We start from the raw sequence: 16,062 nt of genomic DNA, 5'->3' as shown, positions 1-16,062 counted from the left end.
GAATGACGACCCTTTCGCCACCCCAGAACGACAACCGCACCGACCCGCGCTCGGCGCGCGAACTGATCGCCTTCTGTATCGGAGAGCAGGAATTCTGCGTCGACATCATGTCGGTGCGCGAGATCCGCGGCTGGACCCAGGCAACGCCCCTGCCGCACGCTCCCTCCTACGTCAACGGCGTCATCAACCTGCGCGGCGCGGTGCTGCCGATCGTCGATCTCGCGGCGCGGCTCGGCTTCCCGAGGACGGTTCCGACGGCGCGCAGCGTCATCATCGTCGTCCGGGTCGAGCAGCAGCTCTTCGGCCTGCTGGTGGATGCGGTCTCCGATATACTGACGATTACCGACGAGCTCCTGCAGCCGACACCCGACCTTGCCTCCGACCTCGCCAAGACTTTCGTGCGCGGCGTCATGGCGATCGAGGGCCGCATGATCTCGCTGATCGCGACGGACAACGTCCTGCCGCAGTACCAGAACGTCGCCTGAGGCTGACACGAAGGAGTTGGCCCTTTTTTCCGGGCGCTTCGAAGACATTCAAGGGCGGCAGCCGGGCTGCCCGCCATCGAGGAGAACAGGTCGGTGACGGCTACGCGTGAGTCCATGACGCACGTTTCCCAACGAGCGGGCGCTGGCGCCACGAAGCTCGGAAACGGCGAATTCCCGATGACGGAGAACGACTTCGCCACCATCGCGAAGTTGCTCTACGAAGACGCTGGCATCTATCTCGCCGACACCAAGGCGACCTTCGTCTATTCCCGCCTGTCGAAACGGCTTCGGGCCCTCGGACTGCAGAGCTTCAGGGACTATTGCGAGCTCGTTCAGGATCATTCGCAGACCACCGAGCGGATGGCGATGCTCGCCTCGCTGACGACCAACGTGACGCATTTCTTCCGCGAGATGCATCACTTCGATCATCTGCGCGAGGAATTGCTGCCGCCGCTTTTGGCCGAAGCCAAGCGCGGCGGGCGGGTGCGCATCTGGTCGGCCGGCTGCTCGATCGGCCACGAGCCCTATTCGATCGCCATGACGATCCTGCAGGTGCTGCCGAACGCCGCCGAATACGACGTCAAGATTCTCGCCAGCGACATCGATCCGAACGTCGTCGCAACCGGCCGGGCCGGCGTCTATGCGGCCGGCGCCCTCGAAAGCGTCCCCGCCGATCTTCGCCGCAAGTGGTTCCGCCCCAGCGCCGACGGCGGCAGCCGCGGCCTGGCGGCGACCGAGATGCTCTACGAGGTCGCCGATCCGCTGCGCGATCTCGTCGCCTTCCGCGAGCTCAACCTCAACGGCGAATGGCCGATGCGCGGCCAGTTCGACGCGATCTTCTGCCGCAACGTGACGATCTATTTCGACCAGCCGACCCGCGAGCGGGTGTGGAAGCGCTTCACCGAGCGCCTCCTGCCGCACGGGGTCCTGTTCATCGGCCACTCCGAGCGGGTGACCGGCCCGGCCCTCGAAACCGTCGAGTTCCAGGGCAACACCTCCTACCGCAAGATCCGGTGACGCCATGGCTGAACCGTTTCTGGAAATGGTCGGACCTTCCCGCCAGGATCGAAGTCCGGCCGGTCCGCGCCTGACGTCCGGAGCGCCGGTCCGTGCCGGCATCCGGCGGTCGCGTCAGATGTCCGGGCAGGGGAGGGCCTGAGGATGTGTGCAGCATCTGTTCTAGTCGTCGACGATTCCGTCACCATGCGGGCGCTGATCAAGCATGCGCTCAGCCGTGATCCGGACATCGTCGTCGTGGGCGAGGCCTCGAACCCGTTCGAAGCCCGCAACATGATGAAGCAGCTCGATCCCGACGTCGTCACCCTCGACGTCGAGATGCCCAACATGAACGGCATCGATTTTCTCGAGAAGATCATGACGCTCCGGCCGACGCCGGTGATCATGGTCTCCAACCTCACCGCGCCCGGCGCGGCGACGACGCTGGCCGCCCTGGAGATCGGGGCGTTCGACTGCGTCGCCAAGCCGAGCGCGCGCGAGACGATGTTCAACGAGCTGCCCGGGCTGATCAAGGAAGCGGCCAAGGCGAAGGCCGGCATGACCCGGCGCGGCCATGCCGGTGCCGCAGCCCGGCCGGCGGCGAACGAGCCGGCGAAGGATCGCCGCGTCCGCCTGCCGGACCTTATCGCCATCGGCTCGTCCACCGGCGGCGTCGAGGCGCTGATGCAGGTCCTGTCGGAGTTTCCGGCCGACTGCCCGCCGACGGTCATCGTGCAGCATCTGCCGGCGGCCTTCACCGGATCCTTCGCGGCGCGGCTCGACCGCGTGTCGCGGGCGAAGGTCAGCGAGGCGAAGGGCGGCGAGCCGCTGCTGCCGGGGCACGTCTATCTCGCGCCGGGCGGCGCGCGCCACATGGTGGTCAAGCCGGGGGCGCGTCCGAGCGTCTCGCTGGTCGAGGGGGAGACCGTTTCCGGGCACAGGCCTTCGGTCGACGTCCTGTTCACCTCCGTCGCCAAGAACTTCTCCGGTTCGTCCTGCGGCGTGATCCTGACCGGGATGGGCCGCGACGGCGCCCAGGGCCTTCTCGGCATGCGACAGGCCGGAGCAACCACACTCGGCCAGGATGAGGAGAGTTCCCTGGTCTATGGCATGCCCCGAGTTGCACACGAAATCGGTGCGGTGACGCGCCAGCTGCCACTGGGAAAGATCGCAAGGCAGATTTTCAGTGGGGGGTAAAACTCTTACAAATCAACGAATTCGCGACCGGATGAGAGACTTCGTTCATCAAATTCGTGTCTACTCGGCCTCGGAAGGAATAACGCCATGAGCATCAAAGATCACCTCAAAGTCTTGATCGTCGACGATCATCGAACGAGTCGCATGTTGATCCGCGACGCGCTGGAACAGCTTGGCATCAAGCAGATCGTCTTCGCTTGCGACGGCGAAGAGGCGTTGAAGGCGATGATGGCGACGCCGTGTCACATCATCATCTCCGACTTCAACATGCCGAAGCTCGACGGCATCCAGCTTCTGCAGGCGATCCGCTCCTACAAGAAGACCCAGAAGACGCCCTTCATCATCCTGACCTCGAAGGGCGACCGTGAACTCGTGATGAAGGCGGCGCAGCTCGGCGTGAACAACTTTCTCGCCAAGCCGATCACCGTCCCCGTCCTGAAGAAGACAATCGAAGCTGTGGTGGGACGTTTGCAATGATCACTGGCGGCCGGCCGAATCGAATCCACATCATGCAGGGCGAAGCGAAGATCGAGCGCGGCGAGGAGACTGTCCTCACCACGCTGCTCGGCTCCTGCGTCGCGGCCTGCATCCGGGATCCGGACGCCGGCGTCGGCGGGATGAACCACTTCCTCCTGCCGGGCAGCGGCGGTCCCGAGGCGGGACGCTCCGAGAGCTTCGGCCTTTATCTGATGGAGGTCCTGATCAACGGGCTCCTGCAGCGCGGCGCCAGGCGCGGCCACCTGGAGGCGAAGCTCTTCGGCGGCGCCCGCACGGTCGACGGCCTGTCCGATGTCGGCGCCAAGAACGCCGCCTTTGCCGAGCGCTTCCTGCAGATGGAGGGCATCCGCTATCTCGGCGGCTCGCTCGGCGGCACCCGTGGCCGCAGGATCGAGTACTGGCCGCATTCCGGCCGGGCCCGCCAGATCTTCTTCGAGGAGACCGCAATGCCGAAGATCCCGGTTGCTGCTCCGGTGAGGGCCCCGCAGACGATCGGCGACGTCGACCTGTTCTGATCGCCACCCTCGCGCCGACGCCTTCCGATCCGCGCCGAGCGGTCGACCGGACCAAACCGAGAGCAACCATGACGACTCTTCCCCTCTCCAACCTGATGCACACCCTGGCGGAGGAACTGCGCTCTCTCGCGGTGACGGCCGAGGAGATGCATCACCTCGTCTGCCACGAGCACCTGTCGAGAGACAGCGACTACGTGCGCGCGGTGCAGCGGATCGACCACACGACGCAGCTGCTCGACAACCTGTCGACCTTCGTGGCGGCGATCGGCGAGCAGACCGCCGAGGGCTGGGATGTCACCATCGGCCCGGCGCTGAACACGGTGCGCCTGGAGGAACTGCGTCGCAGGCTTCACACCGAGGCATCGGAAACCTTCGCCACCGGCGACGACGGCGGCGATCTCGAACTGTTCGGCTGAAGGGTCGGGGAAGGGCGGTTTTCCGAGGGCCGCCCGACCTCGTCCGGTCTGCCGGAGGGTGGCCGAAAGGCCGACGAAAAAAGACCCGGCGGGCGTCCCGCCGGGTCTTCTCGTTTCAAAGAGTGCTTCGTCTTGTTATGCCGACGACGGAGCGACGCAGGCGCCGCCGATCACTCGGCGGCTTCGCACTCGCGGATGTCGGTGACGTTGCTATTGCCGGCCGGCCGTTCGTCGATCCGCCGCAGCCGGTCCTCCTCCGCCGCCATGTAGCCGCGGGTGATCGGCAGGCTGTCGAGGCTCTTGGTGAACTGCATCTGGAAGACCACGAGATCCTGCCAGCGGAAGGCCGTCTCGGAGGCGGCGAGATAGAACTCCCACATCCGGCAGAAGCGCTCGTCATAAAGCGCCTTGGCCTCCTCGCGATGGGCGAGGAACCGCTCGCGCCAGTGCTTCAGCGTCTCGGCATAATGGATGCGCAGCACCTCGACGTCGGTGATGATCAGCCCCTGCCGCTCGCTCGCCGCCATCACTTCCGATAGCGCCGGGATGTAGCCGCCGGGGAAGATGTATTTGGCGATGAAGGAGTTGGTGGTGCCAGGCGGATCGTATCGGCCGATCGTGTGCAGGAGCATCACGCCGTCGTCCTTCAGCACCTTGGCGCAGCGCTCGAAGAACTCGTCGTAGAAGCCGACGCCGACATGTTCGAACATGCCGACCGAGACGATCCTGTCGAAGGGGCCTTCGGTCTTGCGGTAGTCCTGCAGGCGGAACTCGGCGCGGTCGGAAAGCCCGGCCTCTTCGGCGCGGCGCTGGGCGATCGCCAGCTGCTCGTCGGAGAGGGTGACGCCGACGACGTCGGCGGCGAGGTTCTTGGCGAGATAGAGGCCCATGCCACCCCAGCCGCAGCCGATGTCGAGGACCCGAAGATCGTCGCGGTCGAACTTCAGCTTGGCCGCGATGTGCCGCTTCTTGGCGAGCTGGGCCTCTTCGAGGGTCGCGTCGGGGCGTTCGAAATAGGCGCAGGAATATTGCCGGTCCTCGTCGAGGAAGAGGTCGTAGAGCTCGCCCGACAGGTCGTAATGGTGCTGGACATTGGCGCGCGAGCGCTTCGGGGTGTTGTACTGGACGATGCGGCGCGCGGCGATCCGCAGCCTTTCGAGCGCCTTCATCCACGGACGCGAGGTCACGTTGTTTCCGGCATTCTGGAAGATGATCGCCAGGGCGTCGTACATGGTGCCCTCGACGATATCGATGTCGCCGTTCATGTAGAGTTCGCCGAAGCGGAGGCTCGGATTGAGAGCCACCCCACGCTCTGCCGCCTTGGTGTTGAAGCGGATCGCGACCGGCATGCCGGTACCATCGCCCCAGGTCTGGCGATGTCCACTGGCGTCGATGACGGTGAGATTGCCTGTGTGGAGGAGGTGGTCGAGGAAATATGTGAGAATGCGATTCATTGCGCCGATCTCCTGGCATGAGCCGTCGGAGCATCGGGTGTTCGTGGACGCAACGAGCCAGCCCGTCGGGCACGGCCCCAAAAGCCAAGGTCTCAGGTCACCGCCAGGAAGCCGGTCCTCGAGCCCCTCCCGAACTCGTTCTCGACGCCGCTGCCGATCGTCCCCACGTCCCCGCGGATTGCGTTCAAATGATCGCCCGATGCCCCAGAGACCGCGGCGGCTGGACTCTGCCGTCGGGTACTGGTTGCTCGTTCAACTTTGCATCGGGAATCTTAAGGGTCCAGATGCATAAGAAAAGGGCCCCATTGCCACGGGGCCCAAATTTTCGACATCAAATCGTCACTTCGTCGATCTTTTTCAGGCCGAGGGCTGTTCCGCCTCGTCCGAAGCGGCGGTTTTCTCGGTCTCCTCGCCGCTCTCTTCGTCGAGAAGCTCCTCGTCCTCCTGCGCGTAATCCGGCTCGTCGGAGCCGTAGATCGCATCGGCGGAGGTCAGGTCCTCACCGCGCGCCTGGCGCTCGGCCTCGTCCGGCGAACGGGCGATGTTCAGCTGGATGCCGACGACGACTTCCGGATGCAGGCTGATGGAGACGCTGTGCAGGCCGATCGTCTTGATCGGGTTATTGAGCTCGACCTGGTTGCGGCCGACCTTGTAGTCCTCGGCGGCGAGGATCTCGGAGATGTCGCGGGTCGAGACCGAGCCGTAGAGCTGGCCGGTTTCGCCGGCCGAGCGCACGACGATGAAGGAGCGGCCCTCGAGGGTGTCGGCGACGCCCTTCGCCTCGGACTTGCGCTCTTCATTGCGCTGCACGAGCTGCGCCTTCTGGGCCTCGAAGCGGGCGCGGTTGGCGTCGTTGGCGCGCAGCGCCCGGCCGGTCGGCAGAAGATAGTTGCGCGCATAGCCGTCGCGGACCTTTACGGTCTCGCCCATCTGGCCGAGCTTGGCGATGCGCTCGAGAAGAATGACTTCCATGATTTCAACTCCTTGGGTTTTCGGTTTGCGTCAATGCGGGGTTGGCGTGTGGCAGAGCCGGCGGCTCATGCCGGAGGAGGGCGGCGCATCCGCTTCACCGTGTCGTAGACACCGATGCAGGTGAAGACGAACAGCGGGAAGGAGAGAATGACGATCGCCGCATAGGTGACGAAGAGAAGCAGGCCGCGATTGCTGCGGCCCCGCGTGCGGGCATGCATCCGGGCGAGCCCGACGAAGGTGAACGCCATGCCGAAGGCGCCGCAGATCACCATGGCGAGATGTTCGGCCGGCGCCGGCAGGAACGTGCCCGCCATGCCCGAGACAAAAACGAACAGCGCCAGCGGCGGCAGGTGCAGCGCCGTCGGCAGGTCGTCCTTGGGCCGTGGCAGCCGGTCGGAGATCCGGGTGACCCATGCGGCGACATAGAGGCTGACGCAGAGCGTCAGCGTCAGCACCGCCGGTTGAACCAGCGGAACCAGCGACAACAGAAGGCTCGCGACCGCGTCCATTTCCTGGTCGCTCATCTGGGCGGCATTGCCGCCCTGGCGGAGCGCCTCGACGATCTCGGGTTTCAGCGTCGCGACGTCGTAGCCGAGATACCAGCCGAGACCGATGCAGGCGACGGCCGCCATCAGCGCGATGGCGAACAGCACCCGCTCGAGCGGAAACCAGAGGAGCCGGGGCGGCGCGTCCCTTGCCGGTCCGATGGCCGGCGCGGCGTTTTCGGGCCCGGCTCCAGGTCCGCTGTCGGGCCTGGCGAGGCCGACGAGATGGCCGGCGATCGCCGCAGGCAGGCTCATCGACACGAACAGCAGGACACCGCCCGAAACGATGCCGGAGATCGCCGCGACGACGACGGCCGAGACGATCGCCGCAACGAGGCCGGCGACGCTGCCCCAGCCGAGGCTGGCGATGAAGATCGGGATCGGCGCTGCGAGCGCCAGCGTGACGGCCGAACCCGACTGCAGCACGAGGCCGGCAAAGAGCAGCGCACTCGCTGCGCCGGCTGCCGCCGCTATGATCAGCTTCGAAGGGGTCATCGGTCCGGTTCGCTGTCCTGCGCCCTGGCAGTTAGAGGCTCGTCGAGCCCCAGCTCGGCCGCCCATCTGACATGGCGGCCGTGGTGGTCTGGGTGCCGCGCCCGGTCTGCCGGGCGCGGCGATCGCTGCGATGCGAGGCCGCGTGAGACGCGGCCTGCCGTCTTACTTGATCAGGTAGGGCAGAAGGCCGAGGAAGCGCGCGCGCTTGATGGCGCGGGCGAGCGCCCGCTGGTTCTTCTGCGACACCGCCGTGATGCGCGACGGGACGATCTTGCCGCGCTCGGAAATGTAGCGCTGCAGGAGACGGACGTCCTTGTAGTCGATCTTCGGCGAATCCGAACCGGAGAACGGGTCGGACTTGCGGCGACGATGGAACGGCCGGCGGGTGGGAAGCTGTGCGATATCGACCATGTGGTCTTACTCCGAATCGTGGTCGCGGGGGCGGCGGGGGCGGTCGTCGTCGCGGTCGCGGCGCGGGCCGCGGTCGCCACGATCACCCCTGTCGCCACGATCACCACGCTCGCCACGGTCACCGCCGCGGCGGGGACGGTCGTCGCGCTTCTGCATCATCGCGGAGGGGCCTTCTTCATGGGCCTCGACGCGGATGGTGATGTAGCGCAGGACGTCCTCGTTGAAGCGCATCAGGCGCTCCATCTCGTCGACGGCCGTCGACGGCGCCTCGATGTTGAGGAGCGTGTAATACGCCTTGCGGTTCTTCTTGATCCTGTAGGCAAGGGTCTTCAGACCCCAGTTCTCGACCTTGAGAACCTTGCCGCCATTGTTTTCCAGAATGCCCCGGAACGTCTCCACCAGCTGGTCGACTTGCTGGTTCGAGATGTCCTGGCGCGACAGGAATACGTGCTCGTAGAGAGCCATTCGCCAAACGCCTTTCCGTTTCGTGTTGAGCCCGATCCAGCGGCTAAGCCTCTGCGACTTCCCAAGATGGCCGGGTGGCCGGTTCGGAAAGGCGGCATGGAGAGCGGTCGAGAGCGGAGACACGGGAAGCAGGCGACATTTTCGCGCCATGAAGCCGGCGAACCGACAGCCTTCCGTTCAGCCCCCAGCTGAAAACCGGGCCTTGACGATGCGGCGCATACAACGGCCGGGGGGAAAACGCAAGACCGCGCTCCGCTCCACGACCGGCCGATCACGGGCGCTATCACGCGGGCTTGACGGATCGTCTGACGCATTCAGCGCGTAAGCTCTCTCTATCGATGCCGCAAGCGAAAGAGTTGCGGCACCCATCGAGGAGGAGAGACATGCGTCGCTTGAAGAACCTTCGCCCCGCCGCAGCCCTCGTTGCCGGCCTCGCCGTCGCGCTGGCGATGCCTGCCGCGGCCATTGCCCATCATGGCTGGGGCTGGACGGAAGATCAGGAAAGCCGTCTCGAGGGCGTCATCAAGGCGGTCTCCTTCGGCAATCCCCACTCGCATCTGGAAATCGAGGCGGAAGACGGCGTCTGGGAGGTGGATCTCGCCCCGCCCTATGCCAGCGAGAGGGCCGGCTTCGTCGAGGGTGTTGCCAAAATCGGTGACCGGGCGAGCTTCACCGGCCATCGCTCGAAGGACGCGGGCGAGAAGCGCTTCAAGGCCGAGACGATCACCGTCAACGGCAAGACCTATGACGTCTATCCGCGCCGCGAGAAAAGCCTGAAGCCGGCAGCGTGACGACGGCGAGGGGGCACGCCGATGCTCGATTCGATCCTGGGCGCGATTCTTGGCGCGATCGGGTCGTCCTGGCCGGCCGAGGCGCTGAAATCCTCCCGGCTCGTCTATCCGCTCGTCAACGCCCTGCACATCGTCGGCTTCGCCCTGTCGTTCGGCGCCATCGCGCTGTTCGACCTGGCGATCCTTTTGCGGGCGAAGGCGGCGTTTCTCGAAAGCCTCGCGCGGTTCGCGCCACGTGTAGCCGCGAGTGGGCTGCTTGTTGCCGCAATCGCCGGCCTGGCGCTGTTTTCCGTGCAGCCATTCGACTATGCCGCCAATCCCGCCTTCCGGATCAAGCTCCTGCTGGTCTCCGCCGGAACGCTGCATGCCGTGGCGATGCATCGGTCAGAAGGTTTTCGCGAGCTGCGCCGGAGCGGCAAGGCGAGCGCCTCCGTCACAGTCTCCGCAGGGGTCTCGCTGCTCGTCTGGATCGCGGCGATCCTCGCCGGCCGGTTCATCGCATTTCTCGCCTGACGATGGCGCGCCGCTCTGGCCTCGCGCGGCATTCTTCGGCAAAGTCTTCGCCATGGAAAGCGTGGGAGGATGGCTCGTGAAGATTTCCGCTCGCCGCGCCGCCGGCCCCTTCGCCGGCCGGATGGCGGCAGCCGTCCTGTCTCTCGTTCTTCTCTGCGTCTCTGCCGACACCGGCCGGGCGGCGGGGGGCCTCGACGAACTGCTGCGCGGGACGATGGACGACGCCGCGCTGGTCGGTGCCTTTTCCGGCCGCAATCTCGAGGGGGTCTATTCCGACGCCACCGCCTGGCAGGAAGCCTACGGCATGGACGGCACGCTCTCCTATCATGACCGCGAGGGCCAGTGGCCGGGCAACTGGAGCGTCGCCAATGCCCGCTTCTGCACCTTCTATCCGGGCGGCAGCCTGAACGGCGGCTGCTTCCTCGTCGCAAGGCGCGGCGAGAACTGCTTCGATTTCTATTCCGTCGGCTTCGCCTCGCAACCCGCCGTCAGTGCCGAGGACGTCCGCGCCGGCCGCAACTGGACCGCGCGCGGCTGGTATGTGGAGGCGGAACCGAGCTGCCCGGACGACGACCGCAAGATCGTCGATCTGCGACCTTTTCGGCAGTCGCCTTTCGTCGCGACAAACTGAAAGCGGCCGACCTCTCGATCGACCGCCTCGTCATGGGTGGCTCTTCGCCGTCACGCAGGGGCTGGCGCTCAGGCGCGGCGCGGCTGATGCGGCGCCGGTGCCTGGCCGGGCTCCTTGTCCCGCTCGAGGAACTTCTTGGCGACCCAGCCGACGAACAGTGCCTTCAGAATGCTCCTGATCATTGTCATCTCCGTCAGTTTCGATTTGTGACGGGATAACGCCGCTGGTGCCCCTCTGGTTGCGCAGCGCCGGTCAGTGCGGGCAGCCGCCGGAATGTGGCCAAGTCTTGACCTGCCGATGGCCCGCGTCAGTTAGCAAACACAGTTTGTTGAAAGAGAGATGATGGTGAGACATTGACCAGTACTGCGATAGACGACGATCGAAGGATCCGGGCGGAAGGAGGCACAGGCGTCGCGACGGGGAGGCTCGGACCTTTTCCGCATGTCTGTCGGCCGGTATTCTTGATATCGGCAGCGTTGATCCTCGGCTTTCTCGTCTTCGGCGCCGGCTTTCCGGAATCCGCGGATACAGTCTTCCAGGGCGCGCAAGGGGCCATCGCCGATTATTTCGGCTGGTTCCTCATCATCGTCACCAACCTCGCACTCGTCCTCACGGTCTATATCGCCTTCTCCCGCTACGGCGACATCCGCCTCGGGGCCCAGACGGAAACCCCGCAATACGGGCTGTTTTCCTGGATCGCCATGCTGTTTTCGGCCGGTATCGGCATCGGCCTTCTCTACTGGGCCGTGGCCGAGCCGCTGTTCCACTTCTTTTCGCCGCCGGTGGGTGAGCCGGAAAGCGTCGAGGCCGCCAAGCAGGCGATGGTCCTCGCCTTCTTCGACTGGGGCCTGCATGGCTGGGGCATCTACTGCATCGTCGCGCTGTCGCTTGCCTATTTCCACTATCGCCAGGGCCTGCCGCTGTCGATCCGCTCGGTGCTCTACCCGCTGATCGGCGAGCGCATCTACGGCCCGTGGGGGCACGCCGTCGACATCCTCGCCGTCTTCGGCACGATGTTCGGCGTCGTCACCTCGCTCGGCCTTGGCGTCATGCAGATCAACTCAGGCCTCGAGACCTTCCTCGGCCTGCCGAACAACATCTTCGTCCAGCTGGTGCTGATCGCCGTGATCACCGCCTGCGCGACGGTCTCGGTGATGCTGGGCCTCGACGGCGGCATCAAGCGGATCTCGAACTTCAACATCTATCTGAGCTTCGCGCTGCTCGCCTTCGTCGTCATCGTCGGGCCGACGCTGTTCATCTTCGACAGCTTCATCGAGAATGTTGGCAACTATTTCGCCGGCCTGGTGCACTGGAGCTTCTGGGTCGAATCCTATTCGGGCACCGACTGGCAGGTCGACTGGACGCTGTTCTACTGGGCCTGGTGGATTTCCTGGTCGCCCTTCGTCGGCGTCTTCATCGCCCGCATCTCGCGGGGCAGGACGATCCGCGAGTTCCTGCTGGGCGTGCTTCTGATCCCGACGACGCTCTTGTTCTTCTGGTTCACCGCCTTCGGCGGCACGGCGATCAAGCTGGAACTCGACGGCAATCCCGGCCTCATCGAGGCGACCAAGGAGAGCTACGGTCAGGCGATCTTCAAGCTGATCGAGTTCTTCCCCGGCACGCCGCTGATCGGCGGGATCATCATCGTCATGATCGTCGTCTGGTTCGTCACCTCGTCGGACAGCGCGAGCTTCGTCATCGACATGCTGACCGCCGGCGGCCACTCCGATCCGCCGAAGATCCAGCGGCTGTTCTGGGCGATCACCGAGGGCGCGATCGCGGCGATGCTGCTCGTCGCCGGCGGGCTGAAGGCGCTGCAGGCGGCCGCCGTCGTCGCCGGCTTCCCCTTCGCCTTCGTGCTTCTGACGATGATGTATTCGCTGTTGAGAGGGCTCGGACGCGACAAGCTGATCCTCTACCGCGCCGACCAGTGGTACCAGACCGAACGGGAGACCGACGTCAACACGCCGGATCCCTATCGCGACGAGCACGCGCTGAAGGGCCCGCCGGAGGTCGCCAGCGGGGCATAAGCGCAGTCCGGAAAGGAGCGCGGCGCCCGCCAGAAAAGGCGGCGCGTTCACCCCGCCCGGAGCCGCAGAGGGCACAGGGTCGTCGCGGCGGCGAGCGCGGGTCCGACGATCGGCGTCACACAGAAAAAGGCCCGGCCACCGCATCCGGTGGCCGGGCCTTTCATGTCTCATCGATGCCGCTCCAACATCCTCAGGCCGCCGCTCCCGGCTTGCCTCAGCCCGCAAGCTTCGCCCGGAACCGTTCGGCCACCGCGTCGCCCATGCCGGTCGTGCCGACTTCCGTGCAGCCCGGCGCCATCACGTCGCCGGTGCGGATGCCGGCTTCCAGCGTCTCGGCGATGGCGGCCTCCAGCGCGTCGGCCTCGCGGATCATCTCGAAGGAATAGCGAAGGCCCATGGCGAGCGATGCGATCATCGCCAGCGGGTTGGCCTTGCCGGTGCCGGCGATGTCCGGCGCCGAGCCGTGCACCGGTTCGTAGAGCGCCTTGCGCTTGCCGGTTTTCGCGTCCACCGCGCCGAGCGAGGCCGACGGCAGCATGCCGAGCGAGCCTGTGAGCATCGCCGCAATGTCGGACAGCATGTCGCCGAACAGATTGTCGGTGACGATGACGTCGAACTGCTTCGGCGCCTTGACGAGCTTCATGCCGCCGGCATCGGCGAGTTCGTGCTCCAGCGTCATCTCTGGATATTCCTCCCGATGCACCCGGGTGACGACCTCGTTCCAGAACAGGCCCGACTTCATGACGTTGCGCTTTTCCATCGAGGTGACCTTGCCCCGGCGGGTCTTGGCGAGGTCGAAGGCCGCCCGTGCGATACGCTCGATCTCGTAGGTCTCGTAGACCTGCGTGTCGACCGCCCGCTTTTGGCCGTTCCCGAGATCGACGATCTCCTTCGGCTCACCGAAATAGACGCCGCCGGTGAGCTCGCGCAGGATCAGGATGTCGAGGCCCTCGATGACCTCGCGCTTCAGGGACGAGGCGTCGGCGAGCGCCGGGTAGCAGATGGCGGGCCTCAGATTGGCGAAGAGCTCCATCTCCTTGCGCAGCCTGAGAAGCCCCGCCTCCGGCCGCTTCTCATAGGGAACGCCGTTCCATTTCGGCCCGCCCACGGCACCGAACAGCACCGCGTCGGCGGCCTGCGCCTTTGCCATCGTCGCATCGGAGATCGGCGCGCCTTCCGCATCATAGGCCGTGCCGCCGACGAGGGCCGTCTCCGTCTCGAAGCCGGCGCCGGCGACGTCGTTGAGGACGCCGATCTGCTTTTCGACCTCGACCATGATTTCGGTGCCGATGCCGTCGCCGGGAAGGAGCAGGAGCGTCTTCGATGCCATGATGGTCTCGATCGGATAGAGTGCGGGAAACTGACGAACGGTGGAATAGAATTTGCGACACGTCTTGGCAAGGAAGAGAAGCCGGCTGGCGGCAGCGCTGATCCTCGCGGCGCCGTGCCTCTGGATCGCTCCCGCCGAAGCCGACGACGTCATGCGTCTCGGCGTGCCGCTGGACTGCGAGGCGGGCGTCGCCTGCTTCGTCCAGCAATATCCCGATTTCGATCCGGGTCCCGGCGCCGCCGATCCGTTCTGTGGCACGAAGACCTATGGCGGCCATGACGGAACCGACATCAGGGCGCTCTCGATGGCCGATGTCGAAAGGGGCTTGCCGGTGCTCGCGCTCGGCAGTGGCGAAGTGCTCCGCGCCCGTGACGGCGTAGCGGATCGTCTGGTCACGACGCCGGCAGATCGCCAGGCAGTGGACGGCCAGGAATGCGGCAACGGCCTGGTTCTCGCGCTCGCCTCGGGGCTGGAGGTGCAGTACTGCCATCTAAAGAATGGCTCGCTGCGGGTGAAGCCGGGCGAGAGCGTCGAACAGGGCGATGTGGTCGGCATGGTCGGGGCGTCGGGCGACGCCGAGTTCCCGCATGTGCATCTGACCTTGCGCAAAAGCGGCGCCGTGATCGATCCGGCGACCGGCCGCGGCCTCTCGGAGGGCTGCCTGCTCGATGCGGAAAAGGCCGAGCCCTTGTGGAGCGAGACGGCGCAGGGGTGGATGAAGGCTGCCGACGACCCGATCCTCGCGATCGGCCTCTCCGGCGTGCCCCCGACCTATGCTCGCCTCGTGGTCGCCGGGCCGCCAAAGGATCTCGCGGCGGGCGACGGAGCGACGGTCGGCTGGGGCTGGTTCGCCAATCTCGTCGAGGGCGATCGCATCCGCATCGTCATCGCCGCGCCGGACGGCAGCCTGCTGTCCGACAGCACCAGCGACCCGCTGGACCGGCCGAAGGCGGCCTATCTGCAGTTCGCCGGCCGCAAGCGGGCGCCACTGCCGGGAACCTACGGGCTTCGCGTCGAGGTCATGCGGGTCGGCCGGGTCGTTGCGGCACGAGAGACGAGCGTCGACGTCGACGACTGACGTCGTCGAAGCCGCCAAAACACCTCGAAATGACCACAATCGGTAAAGCTCCGCTTAACCCTGTCGGCGTCATATGCGGGGACGTTCAGATCGACCTTGCCAGGCCAGTCTGCCGCAAAGCGCCTTTGATCGGGCCCGGCGGCGGAGCCGGGAGCTCTTGCCGTTGCCATTCTTCATTCCCTCGAAGATCGCTGACAACATTACCGTCACTCTGGCGCTGATCGCCGCGCTGTTTCTCTGCCGGATGATCGGCGAGGCGGTGATCGCGCGCCGCGCCGATCCGCTGACGGCGCGGCGCCACAAGTTCAAGATCCGCGCGATCTGCAACGTCGTGCTCGCCGTCGGGCTCCTGGTCATCTGGCTGTCCGAGATCCAGGACATGCTCCTGTCGCTGACCGCCGTCCTCGTCGCCCTGGTGGTCGCGACCAAGGAGCTGATCATGTGCGCAGCCGGCGCGATGCTCCGCTTCGGCGGCCATCTCTTCAAGGTGGGCGACCGCATCGAGCTCTGCGGCATCCATGGCGAGGTGATCGACCACGGGCTGTTCTCGACGACCATCGTCGAGCTGCCGTCCCACGGCCTCGGCTCGGTCGCGACCGGACGCACGGTGATGCTGCCGAATTCGGTGCTTCTCACCGGCGTCGTCCGTGTCGAGGCGCAGCCGCGCCACTACGCGCCGCACCGCTTCACCCTCACGCTTGAACAGCCGCGGGCGCCGCGCCGGGTGATCGAGGCGATCGAGACCGCCGCCGAGGCGACGCTGGCGCCGGACCGGGAGCTTGCCGCCCGCTTCCACCAGTTCGCCGCCCGCAAGGCCGGCTTCGACACCGCCGGGCCGGAAACCGAAGTCAGCGTCGGGACCAGCGACCTCGGCAAGCTGCAGTTCCACGTGATGATCTACTGCCTCGCCAAGGATGTCCGGCTCTGCGAACAGGCGATCGTCTGTTCGGTCCTCGACGATCTCGGCATCGGCGCCGAGAAGGCGCCGGCGCGCCCTGCCGAGGCGATGCTGTCGGAGCTTGCCCGCCAGCTGCGCGAGACGCCGCCCGGCAAGGACCGCCGCGAGGCCTCGAAGGCCGCCTGACCGATGAAGCAGTGAGCAAACAATGCTCATCCTGTCGCAATTGCGGGCAGGTCATCCGCTGCGGAATTGACCGTTCTGCACCGGAACGGGCGCCGGCGAGCGCTCGCCGGCAGTGGCTGCACGGACCTCGCCGCATCTTTCGGGACAACTGGCATG

General features: G+C 65.9%; 18 protein-coding genes. 12 read left to right on the top strand and 6 right to left on the bottom strand.

What is annotated here, in order from left to right:
• Nucleotides 1-2 precede the first annotated feature (2 nt).
• From E3C22_RS11115 to E3C22_RS11090, 6 genes are all read left to right on the top strand, one after another.
• Nucleotides 3-485, top strand: a complete 483-nt coding sequence (locus tag E3C22_RS11115) for a chemotaxis protein CheW (RefSeq protein ID WP_134762092.1) — start codon at nucleotides 3-5, stop codon at nucleotides 483-485.
• A gap of 177 nt (nucleotides 486-662) precedes the next feature.
• Nucleotides 663-1,502: a CheR family methyltransferase gene (locus E3C22_RS11110; protein WP_245514926.1), complete on the top strand. Its 840-nt coding sequence runs from the start codon at nucleotides 663-665 to the stop codon at nucleotides 1,500-1,502.
• A 144-nt stretch (nucleotides 1,503-1,646) separates the two neighbouring features.
• Nucleotides 1,647-2,678, top strand: a complete 1,032-nt coding sequence (locus E3C22_RS11105; RefSeq protein ID WP_134762090.1) for a protein-glutamate methylesterase/protein-glutamine glutaminase — start codon at nucleotides 1,647-1,649, stop codon at nucleotides 2,676-2,678.
• Nucleotides 2,679-2,765: 87 nt separating this feature from the next.
• Nucleotides 2,766-3,155: a response regulator gene (locus tag E3C22_RS11100; RefSeq protein ID WP_134762089.1), complete on the top strand. Its 390-nt coding sequence runs from the start codon at nucleotides 2,766-2,768 to the stop codon at nucleotides 3,153-3,155.
• On the top strand, nucleotides 3,152-3,691 hold the full coding sequence (locus E3C22_RS11095; RefSeq protein ID WP_134762088.1) for a chemotaxis protein CheD: 540 nt from the start codon (nucleotides 3,152-3,154) through the stop codon (nucleotides 3,689-3,691). Before E3C22_RS11100 ends, E3C22_RS11095 begins: the two co-directional genes overlap by 4 nt.
• A 68-nt stretch (nucleotides 3,692-3,759) precedes the next feature.
• Complete coding sequence (locus E3C22_RS11090; protein ID WP_134762087.1) at nucleotides 3,760-4,107, top strand: hypothetical protein; 348 nt, start codon at nucleotides 3,760-3,762, stop codon at nucleotides 4,105-4,107.
• A 170-nt stretch (nucleotides 4,108-4,277) separates the two neighbouring features.
• On the opposite strand, the gene E3C22_RS11085 is transcribed toward E3C22_RS11090, so the two are convergent.
• The 5 genes from E3C22_RS11085 to rpsF all read right to left on the bottom strand — a co-directional run bounded on the left by E3C22_RS11085 (nucleotide 4,278) and on the right by rpsF (nucleotide 8,449).
• Entirely contained in the window at nucleotides 4,278-5,561 is a 1,284-nt protein-coding gene (locus E3C22_RS11085) for a cyclopropane fatty acid synthase (RefSeq protein WP_134762086.1), read from the bottom strand.
• Nucleotides 5,562-5,918: 357 nt separating this feature from the next.
• Nucleotides 5,919-6,533, bottom strand: a complete 615-nt coding sequence (rplI, locus tag E3C22_RS11080) for a 50S ribosomal protein L9 (protein ID WP_134762085.1) — start codon at nucleotides 6,531-6,533, stop codon at nucleotides 5,919-5,921.
• Nucleotides 6,534-6,598: 65 nt separating this feature from the next.
• Entirely contained in the window at nucleotides 6,599-7,573 is a 975-nt protein-coding gene (locus E3C22_RS11075) for a hypothetical protein (protein ID WP_134762084.1), read from the bottom strand.
• Nucleotides 7,574-7,735: 162 nt separating this feature from the next.
• On the bottom strand, nucleotides 7,736-7,984 hold the full coding sequence (gene rpsR / locus E3C22_RS11070; RefSeq protein WP_134762083.1) for a 30S ribosomal protein S18: 249 nt from the start codon (nucleotides 7,982-7,984) through the stop codon (nucleotides 7,736-7,738).
• A 6-nt stretch (nucleotides 7,985-7,990) separates the two neighbouring features.
• Complete coding sequence (gene rpsF / locus E3C22_RS11065) at nucleotides 7,991-8,449, bottom strand: 30S ribosomal protein S6 (protein ID WP_134762082.1); 459 nt, start codon at nucleotides 8,447-8,449, stop codon at nucleotides 7,991-7,993.
• 383 nt (nucleotides 8,450-8,832) lie between these two features.
• Between rpsF and E3C22_RS11060 the strand changes: the two genes are divergently transcribed.
• From E3C22_RS11060 to E3C22_RS11045, 4 genes are all read left to right on the top strand, one after another.
• Nucleotides 8,833-9,240 carry a DUF6152 family protein gene (locus tag E3C22_RS11060; RefSeq protein ID WP_134762081.1) on the top strand — a complete coding sequence of 136 codons (408 nt, stop codon included), beginning with the start codon at nucleotides 8,833-8,835 and terminating at the stop codon, nucleotides 9,238-9,240.
• Between the two features lie 21 nt (nucleotides 9,241-9,261).
• Entirely contained in the window at nucleotides 9,262-9,753 is a 492-nt protein-coding gene (locus E3C22_RS11055; RefSeq protein WP_134762080.1) for a DUF2214 domain-containing protein, read from the top strand.
• Nucleotides 9,754-9,829: 76 nt separating this feature from the next.
• On the top strand, nucleotides 9,830-10,384 hold the full coding sequence (locus E3C22_RS11050; RefSeq protein WP_134762079.1) for a hypothetical protein: 555 nt from the start codon (nucleotides 9,830-9,832) through the stop codon (nucleotides 10,382-10,384).
• A gap of 353 nt (nucleotides 10,385-10,737) precedes the next feature.
• Entirely contained in the window at nucleotides 10,738-12,414 is a 1,677-nt protein-coding gene (locus E3C22_RS11045) for a BCCT family transporter (protein WP_280987632.1), read from the top strand.
• Nucleotides 12,415-12,628: 214 nt separating this feature from the next.
• Here the strand turns inward: E3C22_RS11045 and leuB are convergent, their stop codons facing one another.
• Entirely contained in the window at nucleotides 12,629-13,744 is a 1,116-nt protein-coding gene (leuB, locus tag E3C22_RS11040; protein ID WP_134762078.1) for a 3-isopropylmalate dehydrogenase, read from the bottom strand.
• 64 nt (nucleotides 13,745-13,808) lie between these two features.
• On the opposite strand from leuB, the gene E3C22_RS11035 reads away from it, so the two are divergent.
• On the top strand, nucleotides 13,809-14,822 hold the full coding sequence (locus tag E3C22_RS11035; RefSeq protein WP_134762077.1) for a M23 family metallopeptidase: 1,014 nt from the start codon (nucleotides 13,809-13,811) through the stop codon (nucleotides 14,820-14,822).
• A gap of 163 nt (nucleotides 14,823-14,985) precedes the next feature.
• Entirely contained in the window at nucleotides 14,986-15,906 is a 921-nt protein-coding gene (locus E3C22_RS11030; protein WP_245514921.1) for a mechanosensitive ion channel family protein, read from the top strand.
• The last annotated feature ends 156 nt before the right edge of the window (nucleotides 15,907-16,062 follow it).

Origin of the sequence: Jiella endophytica (assembly GCF_004519335.1) — a bacterium.
Classification (GTDB): domain Bacteria; phylum Pseudomonadota; class Alphaproteobacteria; order Rhizobiales; family Rhizobiaceae; genus Jiella; species Jiella endophytica.
This window is presented reverse-complemented; position numbering and strand designations above follow the sequence as displayed.

Bases quoted from the DNA above. Each gene is read 5' to 3' on its own strand.
- rpsR (WP_134762083.1), bottom strand. From the start codon at position 7,984: ATGGTCGATATCGCACAGCTTCCCACCCGCCGGCCGTTCCATCGTCGC.
- E3C22_RS11075 (WP_134762084.1), bottom strand. From the start codon at position 7,573: ATGACCCCTTCGAAGCTGATCATAGCGGCGGCAGCCGGCGCAGCGAGT.
- E3C22_RS11115 (WP_134762092.1), top strand. From the start codon at position 3: ATGACGACCCTTTCGCCACCCCAGAACGACAACCGCACCGACCCGCGC.
- E3C22_RS11060 (WP_134762081.1), top strand. From the start codon at position 8,833: ATGCGTCGCTTGAAGAACCTTCGCCCCGCCGCAGCCCTCGTTGCCGGC.
- E3C22_RS11085 (WP_134762086.1), bottom strand. From the start codon at position 5,561: ATGAATCGCATTCTCACATATTTCCTCGACCACCTCCTCCACACAGGC.
- E3C22_RS11100 (WP_134762089.1), top strand. From the start codon at position 2,766: ATGAGCATCAAAGATCACCTCAAAGTCTTGATCGTCGACGATCATCGA.
- rpsF (WP_134762082.1), bottom strand. From the start codon at position 8,449: ATGGCTCTCTACGAGCACGTATTCCTGTCGCGCCAGGACATCTCGAAC.
- E3C22_RS11055 (WP_134762080.1), top strand. From the start codon at position 9,262: ATGCTCGATTCGATCCTGGGCGCGATTCTTGGCGCGATCGGGTCGTCC.
- E3C22_RS11095 (WP_134762088.1), top strand. From the start codon at position 3,152: ATGATCACTGGCGGCCGGCCGAATCGAATCCACATCATGCAGGGCGAA.
- rplI (WP_134762085.1), bottom strand. From the start codon at position 6,533: ATGGAAGTCATTCTTCTCGAGCGCATCGCCAAGCTCGGCCAGATGGGC.
- E3C22_RS11090 (WP_134762087.1), top strand. From the start codon at position 3,760: ATGACGACTCTTCCCCTCTCCAACCTGATGCACACCCTGGCGGAGGAA.
- E3C22_RS11105 (WP_134762090.1), top strand. From the start codon at position 1,647: ATGTGTGCAGCATCTGTTCTAGTCGTCGACGATTCCGTCACCATGCGG.
- leuB (WP_134762078.1), bottom strand. From the start codon at position 13,744: ATGGCATCGAAGACGCTCCTGCTCCTTCCCGGCGACGGCATCGGCACC.
- E3C22_RS11110 (WP_245514926.1), top strand. From the start codon at position 663: ATGACGGAGAACGACTTCGCCACCATCGCGAAGTTGCTCTACGAAGAC.